Here is a 13,992-nt window from a genome sequence, read left to right on the forward strand (position 1 = left end):
CATGTACATGCTTAAAAACGTATTGCGCAACCTGTCGGGCAAGCCCTCCACGCGGTTGTATCCGCTGGAAGAGCGTGAACCCTTCCCGGCTTACAGGGGCGTAATAACCAATGATGTTGAAAGGTGCATATTCTGCAGTACCTGCGCAAAGGTTTGTCCCACGGACGCCATCACCGTGGACGCCAAGGCAGGACAATGGGTGTATGACCCCTTCCTGTGCGTATACTGCTCGGCCTGTGTGGAAAAATGCCCCACCAAATGCCTGATGCAGGTTCCAACGCACCGCAAACCCTCGGTAACCAAGTTCCGGGTCTTGCGCACGGGCACGCCGCGCGTCAAGAAAAGCGCCGGAGCCAAGGCCAAGGGAGAGGGCAGCGCCAAGGACAAGACTGAAAGCGAATAGCGCCACGGCACCACCCATGCCGTAGCCGGATACAAAAAAAGACCGCCTTTACATGGCGGTCTTTTTTTGTTTTTACTATCGGCCCGCACAATTTCCGGCAGAATGACAAATTGAAATGCAAGCATTTCAAAGGGAATCCGCATCCAGGGCTGAAACGCGCGAGTCCTGCTGGCAAATCCCTGGCCTGGGCGCGCAAGGCCCGGGGCTGGCATGCCCAGGCACTATGTGAATTTCAGCCCGCATGGATTGGCGGCGCGACAGCCGCAAAGGGGCAGCCGACGCTTGATCGTAAAAATATCTATTACTTATACTGGCGGGTACTGGTGCAAAGGGCATTGCTTTGTCTCAAATTTTCACGTGCACATATATTGATGTTTATGGTGAAGCACTAAAGCAAAATTGTAAAAATAAATATAATTACTATATTTTTATTTTTTTATATAACAGGAGAAAAATGATAAATACCTGTTAGATTTTAGTCTGCAATTTTGTATATAAAATGATATAAAAAATGCATTGCGTATATTTAATCTCCAATATGTAAATACTGTATTTGATGGACATGCACTGCCCACGTGGTCGTGATAATGTTTTTCGGCAATATGGTATTGCAAAATGAATGTTTATGCACGATACTTTGGAAAGCACCCCTGTACCTCAAACACCGTGACCGACTCTGGCACCACAGGTTTGCGGCAGTGCTTGCCTTTTACAGGGCGAGTGCTGATTTTTCAGTTATCCCATGTGAATTGTTTAACTTTTATCCAATGATTCTGGGCTTGGGATCATATCTGCGCTGCCTGAACTCGGGCGCGCATGATCTGGTGTATATAAAGTAAACCTGGAGGAGAAACTTTATGAAAAACAGATGGATGGTTGGCGGCAGTCTGGTTTTGTTGTTGCTGTTTACCGTAGGTCAGGTCTTTGCGGCTGAAGGACAGGCCCCGGCTGCCGATCCTGCTGCTCCGGCTGCTGAGGCCCCCAAGGCTCCGGCCATTGATCCTGCCATCGCCGCACAGATGCAGTCGGCGCCGGCCGGGCTGAAAAAAGCCATTGCCGAGCAGCTCAAGGTCGCCCCCGAAACCTACAATGCCACCGCCGAGCCTGGCTACCTGGGCATCCCCGGTGGCCCCAAGGTTAACATCATACTGGCCTTTGGCTGGGCCCTGTGGGTGGGCTGGATATTCTCCACCGTGGGCGCTTTTGGCGGCGTTATGGCGGGCGTGGGCCACATGACCGTGCACGGCCTTGGCAACTACGCAAAGTCGTTTGGCAAAACACCCCTCAACAAGGCTGTTACCGACTCTGTGCGCGCCTCCAACCAGATGCTTGCCGGTCTTTCAGCCGTTATCAGTACCTTCAGCTACTACCGCATGAAGCGCCTGGTGCTGCCCCTGGGTATTGCCCTGGGTCTTGGCTCCATCGTGGGCGCGTACCTGTCCACCTCGCTTACTGCGGGCAAGCTGAACTTCTCGTCCTATCAGGGCTATTTCGGCATGTTCGTCCTGGCCCTTGGCCTGTACCTGATATGGGAAACCTCACCCATAGGGCAGCGCTCCAAAGCCAAGGCCAAAGAAGCCGCCAAGGCTTTTGAAGCCGCTGCCAAGAGCAAAAACACCGGTGACAAGGCGCCCACTGGCGTGAGCATGATTTCCTTCAGCATCACCCGTTGTGTGTTCACCTTCTGTGGCGTCGAGTTTTCTTTCAACCCGCTTTTGCCCTTCTTCGGTGGCGTCGTTATCGCCAGTATCGCGGCCTTCCTTGGCGTGGGCGGCGGCTTCCTGCTGGTTCCCTTTATCACCAGCGTAACCCAGCTTCCGATGTATCTGGCTGCAGGCACTTCCGCCCTGGCCGTTCTGGTGAGCATGATCACGGGTATCACGACCCTCATGCTGCACGGCGCCCTGGTGGACTGGAACCTGGTGAGCATCGAATTTCTTGGTATCGCGGTAGGCTCCATCGTTGGCCCCTATACCTCTCGCTTCTTCTCTGAAATCTGGCTCAAGCGCCTCTTTATCGTGCTGGCTCTCTATGTGGGCACAGACTACGTGCTGCGTGGCTTCTTCCAGATCAAGATGTTTGGCTAGAGAGAGCGCGGCCGCCGAGGAACGCGAAATTCTCAAGGTCGGTGACCCGGCAGTTGGTCAGCCCGACCCAGAGGTTCAAGTATAACGGCAGCCCCGGTTCCGGATGCAAAAATAATGGCGCGGCGGAGAATTGTCTCCACCGCGCCATTGCGCTATGGTGTGGGCATACCGTTTCAATCACCAGCAAAGCCTGAATGCGTAAGGGGCTACCGAACACCTCATGATAGATACTTTTCTTGTTTGGCTCGATCCTGTCCTGGTTCTGCCTTTCCGTGTGATACCGCACCCGGAAGTGGGCTACTTTTTTGGCGTGGGCTGTCTGGCGCTCATTACCGTGCTTCTTGGTCTTGTCACCCTGAGCGTGGCCAACAGGCTGCATGCCAAACGTCTGAAGAAGTATCAGGATCAGATGCAGCACTATCACACGCTGAGCGAACAGGCCCTGTCCACCGGAAGCAAGGAAACGTTCAAAGCCGTCAACCGTCAGGGGCACGAAGCCTTTGGATACCATTTTTCCTTGAGCGGGGCGCTTTTTGTGGCCTCACTATGGCCGATTCCCATTGTGTTTGCCTGGATGCAACTGCGGTTCGGCCTGTTAAGTCCGGTTCTGCCCTTTAATCTGCCGCTCTTCGGCAACCAGCCGGGCATGGTTTTCTGGTTTCTGCTGTATTACATTCCGCTGCGCATGTATTTTTCGAAAGTCTGGCGTAAGCTGCAACTGCGCCAAAGGGAACCACTTTCAGAGCAAAAGGTCATGTACCCCTAGAGTATTTAACACTTGAAATGCTCGCGTACGGCAGGCAAAAGCCCGCCTACTCGCATTTCGTGGCAAGGATTTTCAGAAAAATCCTTGCAGAGCATTTAACTCATTTCATTCGTAAACTGCTCTAGAGCAGATTAACTTTGAAATGCTTCACATTTCAAAATTTTCATTCAGTCGAAAAATGCGATTTGCGACAGCCATCTGCAGGCTGTACATTCTATTAATTAATTGCTGTCTTTGCGGCAGCCGTTGCCGCAGGGCTTGCCTGAACCGTTGGCGGGAACCGCCTTACGGGGCAGGACAGCATCGCTACGGATGGCGACAGCGATTGTATAGGACAAGACGTGTCGTTACACATGCTGTCTTCGCGGCAGTCGTTGGCGAGTCTGCGAGCCTTACGAATGGCGACAGCGATTGCACAAAACAAAATTGATAGTTACTCATGCTGTCTTTATCCGTAGCTTCCTTCGTCGCAACGGCTAAAGCTCAGCTGAATCCACGCCACGTTGTGGCGCGCTGTACTTCCGTACAGCGGTAGAGCAGTTACACTTTTTCAAAGTTAAAATGCTCTAACGGCTCTCCCTGCTATCCCCACCTGAGGAGGACGTCGTGCTACGCGACACCGTGACGAGATTTTTGTCGCAAAATCTGTTAGTTGGCTGACTTCTTGAGATGCGGCGATTGGTCCAGTGGTCAGTGTTTTCCGTGACGTAAGCTTGTTTGGCTGGAAGAATGAGGGTACAGTAGAGCTGCAATGTTGAACGGTTGTTCCGCATGTATTTTATGTTGACAATGAAATTCGTTTTCATAATGATGGGGCACGCCGCGCGAACCGGCTTTGCCCCGGCTCGTCACCATAAGGAGATCCCGCATGTACACACGTTTTGGCACGACAGAAGAAATGGTCATCCAGACTGTTGAAGAAAACAACGCAACCTTTCTGCTGGCCATCGACAGCACCGGCCTGTATATGACGACGCCCAATTACGTGGGCAAACAACTTGCCGATACCAATCGATACAGCGCCGCGCGCCAGAATGTTAACGAGAGGCTGCGCGCCCTGGGGTTGAATCCCGAAGAACTGTGGGCCAACAACCAGAATCTTATCAAGAGCGAAACCGTGTCCGCCAAGAAGGTCAACCCGCTCAAGGCTTCCAAGCGCGGTTCCAAGGCCTAGGCAATTTTGGTTTGAGCTGCTTTGTGGGGGAGGGCCCCTACGGAAACGCTGATTTATTCCGTTTGGCGGACTTGCTTCACTTTTTTTGAAACAGTCGAGGACGAAAGAGTCCACTCCTGCTTCAAAAAAAGATCGCGCCTTGCCAAGCGAAATAACTGCGCGTTTCCAGGAGGCTCTTTAATCCGTGCTTCTCTTTTGCACATAAAAAGGCGGGTTCGTACGAACCCGCCTTTTGCGTGATATAGAAGTGGGTTCACTTCTTATAGAGAGCCGACAGCCTTCATGATGGCGTGATGTCCGGGAGGCGCATTTTTATGGCTGCACTCAGGAACAGGTGGCTTACCTGTTGCCGACTGACGTATGAATAAAAGTTTTAGGGGGTGGGGGTGTGGGGGAGGAGACTCTTTTACAAAAGGGTCCCTCCCCCACAAAACATCATCCACAACGTTACAAAAGGGTCCCACCCCCACAAAACACTATCCATAACCCTCCAACTCTACAAAACAACTATACAAACAGGGTTTTCAGTTTGTGCGGTTGGCAGCGCAGATATTGCGAGGGTGCATCGGCAATGGACGCGCCAAGGGCTGCCGCCGCATGCCAGGGCCAGCGGGGGTCGTACAGCATGGCGCGGCCGATGGCCACCATGTCGGCCTGTCCGCTGACAATAATGCCCGAAGCCAGTTCAGGTTCGGTAATGAGCCCGACGGCAATGACGGGCAGGGTTGTGACCGCCTGCTTGATGGCCTGGGCAAAGCCGACCTGATAACCGGGGGCCAGGTTGATCTGCTGATCCGGCGAAAGTCCGCCACCGGACACGTGAATGTAGGCTGCCCCGGCCTTTTCAAGTTCCTGCGCCAGGATGGCGCACTCCGCCACATCCCATCCGCCGGGGACAAAGTCCGAGCCCGAAACGCGCATGCCGACGGGAACGCTGGCGGGCAGGGCCTTGCGCACAGCCGCGAACACACGCAGGGGAAAGCGCATTCTGTTTTCCAGGCTGCCGCCGTAGGCATCGTCCCTTTTGTTGGACAGGGGCGAGAGAAACTCGTGCAGCAGATAGCCGTGGGCCGCATGCAGTTCAATGGCCTTGTAGCCCGCGCGAACGGCGCGCTGCGCGGTTGCCACAAAGGCTTCCAGCAGGCGGTCGATGTCGGCCTCGGTGAGCGCCAGGGGCGTTTGCGAGGCAGCGTCAAAGGGCAGCGCGGAGGGCGCGTACACGGGCCAGCCGCCATCCTGCGGGGTGATGGGGCCGCGTCCTTCCCATGGGCGGCCTGTGGAGCCCTTGCGGCCTGCGTGTCCTATCTGAACGGCCACAGGTATGGAGGAAAATGTGCCGATAAATTCCAGCATGCGGCGGTGCAGGTCTTCCTGCTCGTCGTTCCACAGACCCAGGTCCCCCTGAGAGATTCTGCCCTCAGGCTCCACGGCGGTGGCTTCGACAATAAGCAGGCCTGCGCCCGAAACGGCCAAATTACCGTAGTGCATATGGTGCCACTGCGTCGGGCGTCCTTCATCCGCGGAGTATTGGTCCATGGGGGGAATAACGATACGGTTGGCGAGCATGAGCCCGCCGAGAGTGATGGGAGAGAAAAGGGTATTCATGCAGACTCCTGCCTTACGGCTACGAGGCCGTAAATGCGTTGTCCCTGGCTCTTCCGTGTCTGGTACAGCCAGGGTAAACAGGCGCACGCCCGCTGTCGCGGGTCAATGCGGTTTCAGTATGCGCTCAGGCCCTGCCCAGGGCAAGTGCGACGCCAGGCTGCCTGTGGACGCGGATTTTTGCAGCAGGGTCAAAGAGTTACGCTGCTGCAGGATCTGAATGCGTCACGTTGCAGGCGTTTTGTGCGTGGCATGTTTCAGGGACGCTACGGGATTTCTTTTGCACCTTGTTTGTAATGGTGGTATACTAGCTAAAATTATTTGCGATTGTGTCAAGCCCGCAAAACGCTAAAGGTGGATGTCATTGGCGGTGGCATGTCGGCTACGCCAGGCTGCTATACCAGGCAGCTACGCCAAGTGCCACGGCGGCTTGTTGTAAACAGATATGCGGCTACGGACGCTTGCGCCCGCACGACGCCAACGGAGGCTTGCGTTAAGCAGCACTTGGGGGCCGTCGCAGAAACGGGGGAAGAAGGGGCGCGCCTTCTTCCCCCGCAGCTATTTGAACCCCACAGATATTTCAGGCCTGCCGCTATTTCTGCCTTGTCGCCCGCCGCTCGATAACTCTGGCGGGAAGCCACCGGGAAACTCTTTGCCTGTGCCCTTTGATGGCCTATTCCCTGCGGTTGACAGCCCCACCAGCGGTGTTGCGTCTCGCGCACGGAGGCCTTTGCCCCCCCCAAAAAAAAATATCTTGTAATTTCAGTCAATGAGCTGTGTTGCAAAAAAGCACTGCCACAAAGCGGGCAGTGCTTTTTGCTTATGGGCTGCGCAATGACCGCCGCCAGAATAATTCCGTGTGGAAATTGCTCTGGTGGCTGCGTGAACAGACGCCCGCCGCGCTAACATAATATACCAAGAGTTTTAGGGGGTGGGGGTGTGGGGGAGGAGACCCTTTTGCAAAAGGGTCCCTCCCCCACAAGGTCTTTCAAAAAAACTGTTCTAGCCTTTATTGGCGGCGTTCTGGGCGGCGCTGAGCGCAGCCTGGAGGCGGCTTTCATCTTCATGCGACAGTGAAGACTGAATGATTTCACCGCCGGAACCGCGCAGTTCGGCCAGCACCTTGTCGGTAATTTCAGAATCCACCAGCACGAAGAGCGCTGACGAACCCGGCTTGAGCTTTTCGCCAAGCTGCTTCATGAAATCGTCGTTGATGCCCACATCGCTCAGCGCGCCGCCCACAGCGCCCGCGCCCGCGCCCACCACCAGGCCCAGCAGGGGATTCAGAAAGATCAGGCCGATAAGGGTTCCCCAGAAGCCGCCGCTCAGTGCGCCGGTGGCCGTGAGGTTGAAAAGCTGATGCAGCTTGACCTTGCCGTCCTGTTTACGGATCACTACCACCGCGTCTTCGAGGTCCACAAGGTAGGATTTCTGCATCTTCAAAAACTTAACGCGTTCTTCACTGGCCTGGGTTTCGTTGGGATAGGCTACAGCAATAAGTGTACGCATGAATGCTCCTTGGTTGTCAACGTCGCCGCGCAAAAGGCGCAGCAGTAAGCAATCATTATGATAATTAATGATTATGGTTAGTAGTGTACCCCGACCCGCGAGGCAAGGCAACCGTAAGCGCCGGAGGCCGCCTTGGGTGCGCCTGTGGTGCCTAGGGGCCGCCTTGGGCGAGCCTGGGACTACAGTTTGTTCACAGGCAGCTTCACGTACTGGATGCCGTTGACCGCAGCGCCGAATCTGCCGGTGCGCATGTTGGCCTGGATGGACGGCAACAACAGGGCGGGCACGGCTTTGCCTGTGTCATCGGCCTTGCGCTGCGCGACGAAGCTGTTTTTATCAATACCGGTATGCAACCTGATGTTTTTTGATTTCTGTTCGCCGACGGTGGTCATGCACTCGGGGCCGCGCGTGCCTTCAGGCGGATAGTCGTGCCCCACATAGATGCGGTAGTGATCGGGCAGGGCAAAGAGCTTGCGCGACGAATCGTAGGAATCCTCGGCGCTGCCGTTGGGGAAGTCGCAACGGCCCGAGCCGACGTCCGGCAAAAAGATGGTGTCGCCCACAAAGACGGTGTCTTCAATGATGTAGGTCGTGTCCGCCGGGGTGTGCCCAGGTGTGTGGATCATTCTGGCCTTGAGATCGGCTATGGTGAATTCTTCATTATTGTCAAATAGATAGTCGAAGTCTGAACCATCGGCGGGGGTGTCGGCGGCCGTCTGAAAAATGGGAACCCAGGTGCTGATAATGTCCAGAATATGCTTGCTGATGGCAATTTTACCGCCCAGTTTTTCCTTGATGTAGCTGGCGGCGGTAAGGTGGTCGGCGTGGATGTGGGTTTCAAGAATCCACTCAACCTGCAACTGTTTCTGTTGCACAAAGGCGATGACGGCGTCGGCGGACATAGTGGTCGTGCGGCTTGAGGGCATGTCGTAATCAAGAACGCTGTCAATGATGGCGCAACGCTTTTGGGTATCTGTATCGGACCAGACCACGTAGGTCCAGGTAGCGGTAATGGGATCAAAGAATCCGCGCACATTAGGTGCAGCCATGGTAAACTCCTTGGGCATCGGCGGTACTTTGCCGGAACGGGAACGTTTGAGTGACCTTGCAGACAGGGGCTTTATGCCGGTCTGCCAACTGCCGGAGAAAGGGCGTGGGCTCCCGCCTACTGGCAGCTCGCGCCGGGGCTTTTGCCGCCCTTGCTGCCGCCGATGGCGCATGTGCCGCCACTGGAGCACGAAGCCCCCTGCCGGTTCCACGGCGCATACATGAGCAGCATGGCCATGCCGCACCAGTTGGTGAGGCCCGAAACGGTCAGCCCCGCGCCGACAAACAGCGCTCCAAGATAGAAGGCCCCATGGACAAAGAAGCCCATCAGCACAAAGAACAGGATAAGGAGTCCCGCCGCGAGGCGCACCTGCTTTTCCAGCGAAGGAACAGAACCACTGGTTGCGGCAGGGGCCGCGCCCACGGTGGCGAATCCTTCTTTCTGGCAGGCGTCCAGGCCGCCCTCAAGAAAACGGACATTGTTGAAGCCGGATTCGGCGAATTTTTCAGCGGCGGTTTTGGCGCGCGAGCCAGAGTGGCACAACGTGATAATGGGCGTATCGGCGAGCACGCCGTTGCGCAGGGCCGTATCGCGCGGGGCCAGGTCCAGCAGAGGAGCAAGGGCCGTTGGCATGGCCAGGCGTTTTTCAGCGTATTCCATAGGCGTGCGCACATCCACAATGAGCGTCTGTCGCAGGTCCATGCTGTGCAGCTCTTTTGCGGTGATGCTTTGAACAGTAGACATATCATCTCCTTTGACGATTATGCCGGGATGTATGTGGCGTGAAGGGGTTTCAGGATAAGGCAGAGAGGTTTTTCGAGGTAGTATCCTTTAGAGCATTTTCGCATTGAGAATATTCATTCTCAATGCTTCCAAGACGCTCGCTTCGGCGCATAACAGCACAAATAAATAGCGGTGCTGTCTTCATCCGTAGCGATGCTGTCCTGCCCCGTAAGGCGGTTCCCGCCAACGGTTCAGGCAAGCCCTGCGGGCAACGGCTGAAGCTGCGCTTACGTCTCTGCGGCGGGCGTCTGCTTTCGCATCCGCCAAGGCAATTTCAAAGTGAAATTGCTCTAAATATAGTGATATAGTTTGCACGGGATTGCAACAGCGGTACGGACTGTTCTTCATGTGAAGAAAATGGCGTACCGCAGTGGCGGCATGATTGTCCCATTTTACAATAAATAAATTGTAATATCGAGTTGTAAAGTATGATTTGAAGCGATACCGCTTTGAACCATTCGGCGAGCGCGGGAAGAGACATTGGGCTTCGGCCGTGCGGACAGCGGGAACGGCGCAGCGCCAGACAGGCAGCGCTGCGGGAGTTTGCGGGGAGCACGCGTACGTGCGCGAGGGCGGGCGAGACGGGGCGGCGGGGTCCGCGCCTCCAGGGGCAGTCTGTCTACGTGATCTGTGCGCGTTCACGCATGGCCATGCGCAGCCTGTCGGCCAGCATGCAGCAGCCGCACAAGAATACGGAAATGGCGGTGGCCGTGAACACGCCCCTGTAGCCAAAGCCCGCGTTGACCACCATGCCGCCAATGAGCGGGGCCAGCATGCCGCTGGCGTCAAAGGTCGCCATCATCACGTTGGAGTTGATGGAGCGCGTGGACGGCGTGGAACGATCGTACACGGCGGCGGCCAGCAGCGGGTAGAGCAGCCCGAGACCAAGGCCGTACAGGCATGTGAGGGGCACAAAGGCCCACAGCGGCCCCCAGGCCAGCCCCAGCATGCAGAACGTCAGCACAAGGCTGCACAGGAGCGTCACCCGGTAGCGGGGCAGCGCGTCCAGCCTGTTGCTGCCCGCAAGGCGCACCAGAATGATGGTGATGGTGTACACGGAAAAGAACCATGCAGGGTGCGCGCCCGTGACCGCACACAGGCCCTTGATGAAAAATATGGCCAGGATGGTCATGATGCTGAAGGTCAGACAGGCCATATAGACGAAGAACAGGCCGGAATGGCTTACGGACTGCCACAGCGCCCGGCGGGAAACGCCGCCGCAGTCCTCGGAGGACATTTCGGGCGTTTTCAGGCGGGGGGCCAGGGGAATGAGCATGAGCAGCGAGGGCAGGCCCAGCAGGGCGGAAACGGCAAAAAGGCCCGACTCGCCGCCCAGGAGGGGCAGGAGCGGTTCCGCCGCAGCGGGTATGATGGAATAGGGCAGCAGCATGGTGAGCGAAAAGATGGCAAAGCCTCGGGCGCTTTGCCCCCTGGGGATGCAGCTTACCAGCACGGCCACGGTGCAGCTTGAAAAAACGGCCAGGGCAATGCCCTGCACAATGCGCAGTATCCAGATCAGGCCGATGACGTGCGGGCCGCCCACATGCGCATAAGCCAGCATGACGCAGCTTGACACGAGGATGGAAAGGGTCATGGCCATGAGCTTGCCGCGCCGCAGCAGAAACACGCTGGCCAGCGGGCGGAACAGCAATACCATGGCAAACATTGACGACAACAGCACGCCGCGCCAGTTGGGGCTGATGGTCATGGCCTCGAGCCACTGCTCAAAGCAGTAGAAAACGGCGATAAAGCTGTTGCAGAACATGGTCATGCAAAACAGCAGAATAAAATCACGGCTCAAAAGCGTTTGCGGCGGCTCCGGGGATACGGGGCGGCACTCGGGCGGCAGGGGCGAAGCGGCAACGGACGGCATGGGGCCTCAACGGGTTTATGTCGCGACCGCCGCAGCCACAGGCTGTTGGCGGCTGCTTCGGGTGAAGCTGCGACGAGACCAGATTACCTTTGAAATGTTTTACATTTCAAATTGTCATTCTGCCGAAACATGCGATTTGCGGTAGAATCTGCTCTAATGATACTCGCCCTTGAGAAATTTATCGGCGCAGACGGCAACAGCCGTCTCATCCACCATCAACATGTCCATCTGGCGAGTCATGATAAGCAAACGCCCCAACTGATCCAGCCGGGAACACAGTTCGGGCTTGGGATACTTCTGGTAGCGTGCGCGTATCCTATCACCCGTAAGCTCAACGGTAAAGCCGAGTTCTTTGAGTATCAGGCCGATACAGCGAACCCTGCGCACCCTTTGTTCATCGCTGGCCGCTCCGCCCGCAAACTCGAAGCGTATGTAGTTTTTGCTCAGGGAGTCGCCGCACCATGTGTCCAGAATGGCGTAATGGTAGCCCACACGGGAGGAAAAATTCAGATATCGGTCGGAAACAATGGCGTAACTGCGCTGGCCAAAGCGTGAACAGCCTTCCTGATTGCCGCCGATAACGCTTTGCCCCATGACGGACAAAAAGCCTCGCATGTTTACGGGGCGTGGGCCGCGCGCCTGCACAGCGGGATTGAGCATGCCGTCAAGGACATGCCTGAAGGGCACGCTGGTCACATCGTCAGGGTGTACGCGGCGCGATTCCGGGTTGCGCAGCCCGCCGCCGAGATCGATGACATACAGGTCCAGTGGTATGGAACTCACAAGCTCGCTGGCTACACCCGCGCTGTTGTCGGTGACGCTGTCGGATATCTTGAACATCTCGGAATAGCTCATTTCATGAGCATAGCGCATGATGTCGTGCAGCGAGGTGCAGTGCCTGGGGGTAAAGGTATCGGCTCTGGGGTCCACCAGATGCAGGGGCAGAATATAGGGAGTAATGCGGCGCAACAGCATAAGGGCGGGGCTGTCGGCCCTGACTTGTGGGCGGGTAAGCCGCAGTTCCAGCAGTTCCGGCACTTCGCCGTCAAATATGCGGCCCATGAGGGCGTCAACCGTTACGATCTGGCCAGCGGCAAGCACGCCGGTGACGCCGGGGATGTTCATGAGCGTGGGCACGCCGAATTCCCGGCATATGGACGCCATGTGCCCCGTGAGGCTGCCTGTCTGGGCAATGATGGCCGAGGCCCGGCGCATGACCGACATGGCGCTGGGCGAGGAGTGATCCATAAGCATCACGGCGCCTTCAGGAAAATGCGTAATGTCCTCGCCGTCGCCCACAAATACCACGGGGCCGCAGCCCACGCCCCTGGCCGCCACATCCGCTCCTGAAAGCAGGGGCCGCAGATGCCCCAAAATGGGGGCCGTCTTTTCTTCCGCCATGCTGTCGAGCCCCATGGGGCGCGTTTGCAGCAGCACAATCTGGTCGTCCTCGTCCACGGCCCATTCCATATCCTGCGGATACTGGTAATGGCGTTCCAGCTCCATAACCATGTCCGCAAGCCGACGCACCTGGTCGTCGCTGAGGCACGGCACGTCCTGCAGGTCTTCCGGCACGGGCGTGAGTTCGCTTTCCACCCCGGCTTCGGTTCGCACCAGCCGCAGCCGCACGGCCTTGTGCGCGATGGCGGCCTTGGTGATCTTGCCCGTGGCCCGCGACACAAGCCACTGGTCGGGCGTGCCGGAGCCGTCCACCACCATTTCGCCCAATCCCCACAGGCCGTTGATGACAATGCTGTTGGAGCGCAGGTCCACGGGGTGGCGCGAAAAAGCCACCCCGGCTGCGCGTGAACGCACCATCTCGAGACAGCACAGGCCCATGCCCGTGGCGTCCAGGGCATAGCCGTGCTCGGAGCGATAGGCCAGGGCACGGGGAGAAAACAGGCTGGCCACCACAGACTTGAAGGCGGGTATCAGTTCATGGCGGGTAACGCCAAGCAGACTGCGGTATTGCCCGGCAAAGGATTGCACCCCGTCTTCGGCTATGGCGCTCGAGCGCAGGGCCGCGACCATCTGTGGAGCGTCGCCGTAGGCCATGTCCCAGGCCTTGAGCAGGGCCTCCTCGACCTCCTGCGGCACAGGCGCTTCACAAATGATCTGTTCCACCTGACGGGCAATGGCGTTGATGCTTTCCGGTTTTTCCGGGTCTATGGAGCGCAGCAGGGAATATATGCTCTTGAAAAGCCCGGGAGTGCGCAAAAGAAAAATGCTCCCGGCCCTGATGGTGATGGCGAATCCGCGCGGTACCGGCATATCCAGCATGTTGCGCAGTTCGCCCAGGTTGGCGTTTTTGCCGCCCACGCTGTAGGCCATGCTGGCGTCTACTTCAGTGAGATCAAGGGTGAGGGTGGGCACATCGCCGCTGGCGCGCTGGTCCAGCTCTTTTTCAATGCGCCTGGCAATGTTTTGCAAGGCGGCATGCAAGTCCTGATGCCGTTGATTGGAAATGTCATTGAGCGTGGTCGCCATGCGGTCGCAGCGAAAGATGGCCCGTCGGGCCTCCTTGCGCACCTGGCTGGTTTCCATATGGCGCTCGCCCTGCTGCGTGGCGTTGAGGCCGGCCAGAATGCCAGCAAGATCGGCGTTGGCCTGCAGCAATTCCTTGAACGAGGCGTACCGCCGGTGAAAGGCGACCATGGCCTGCTCGCGCGTGATGCGCGGCTTGCGGCCAAAAAGTTTTTGCAGCTTGCTGACCACGAAAACACCCTTGGTATGCTGTTTGAGGCGTT

General features: G+C 57.1%; 10 protein-coding genes. 4 read left to right on the forward strand and 6 right to left on the reverse strand.

Features of this window, described 5'->3' with window-relative positions; all coding sequences use genetic code 11:
* Window position 1 precedes the first annotated feature (1 nt).
* The 4 genes from DESU86_RS10830 to DESU86_RS10845 all read left to right on the forward strand — a co-directional run bounded on the left by DESU86_RS10830 (window position 2) and on the right by DESU86_RS10845 (window position 4,430).
* Window positions 2–403, forward strand: a complete 402-nt coding sequence (locus DESU86_RS10830) for a 4Fe-4S binding protein (RefSeq protein WP_179981050.1) — start codon at window positions 2–4, stop codon at window positions 401–403.
* Between the two features lie 857 nt (window positions 404–1,260).
* A complete protein-coding gene (locus DESU86_RS10835) occupies window positions 1,261–2,490 on the forward strand; it encodes a sulfite exporter TauE/SafE family protein (RefSeq protein WP_232088338.1) in 1,230 nt (409 codons plus the stop codon).
* A gap of 220 nt (window positions 2,491–2,710) precedes the next feature.
* Window positions 2,711–3,256, forward strand: a complete 546-nt coding sequence (locus DESU86_RS10840; protein WP_232088339.1) for a hypothetical protein — start codon at window positions 2,711–2,713, stop codon at window positions 3,254–3,256.
* An 868-nt stretch (window positions 3,257–4,124) separates the two neighbouring features.
* Window positions 4,125–4,430: a hypothetical protein gene (locus DESU86_RS10845; RefSeq protein ID WP_179981051.1), complete on the forward strand. Its 306-nt coding sequence runs from the start codon at window positions 4,125–4,127 to the stop codon at window positions 4,428–4,430.
* Between the two features lie 507 nt (window positions 4,431–4,937).
* Here the strand turns inward: DESU86_RS10845 and DESU86_RS10850 are convergent.
* From DESU86_RS10850 to DESU86_RS10875, 6 genes are all read right to left on the reverse strand, one after another.
* Window positions 4,938–6,035 carry an NADH:flavin oxidoreductase/NADH oxidase gene (locus DESU86_RS10850; protein ID WP_179981052.1) on the reverse strand — a complete coding sequence of 366 codons (1,098 nt, stop codon included), beginning with the start codon at window positions 6,033–6,035 and terminating at the stop codon, window positions 4,938–4,940.
* Window positions 6,036–7,034: 999 nt separating this feature from the next.
* Window positions 7,035–7,541 carry a DUF1269 domain-containing protein gene (locus tag DESU86_RS10855; protein WP_179981053.1) on the reverse strand — a complete coding sequence of 169 codons (507 nt, stop codon included), beginning with the start codon at window positions 7,539–7,541 and terminating at the stop codon, window positions 7,035–7,037.
* 179 nt (window positions 7,542–7,720) lie between these two features.
* On the reverse strand, window positions 7,721–8,590 hold the full coding sequence (locus tag DESU86_RS10860) for an MBL fold metallo-hydrolase (protein WP_179981054.1): 870 nt from the start codon (window positions 8,588–8,590) through the stop codon (window positions 7,721–7,723).
* Window positions 8,591–8,706: 116 nt separating this feature from the next.
* Window positions 8,707–9,333 (reverse strand): rhodanese-like domain-containing protein, encoded by a 627-nt coding sequence (locus DESU86_RS10865; RefSeq protein ID WP_179981055.1) that lies wholly within the window; start codon window positions 9,331–9,333, stop codon window positions 8,707–8,709.
* A 658-nt stretch (window positions 9,334–9,991) separates the two neighbouring features.
* Entirely contained in the window at window positions 9,992–11,245 is a 1,254-nt protein-coding gene (locus DESU86_RS10870; RefSeq protein WP_179981056.1) for an MFS transporter, read from the reverse strand.
* A 153-nt stretch (window positions 11,246–11,398) separates the two neighbouring features.
* Window positions 11,399–13,960 (reverse strand): PEP/pyruvate-binding domain-containing protein, encoded by a 2,562-nt coding sequence (locus DESU86_RS10875; RefSeq protein ID WP_232088340.1) that lies wholly within the window; start codon window positions 13,958–13,960, stop codon window positions 11,399–11,401.
* Between the last annotated feature and the right edge of the window lie 32 nt (window positions 13,961–13,992).

The organism is Desulfovibrio sp. 86, from assembly GCF_902702915.1.
Classification (GTDB): Bacteria; Desulfobacterota; Desulfovibrionia; order Desulfovibrionales; family Desulfovibrionaceae; genus Desulfovibrio.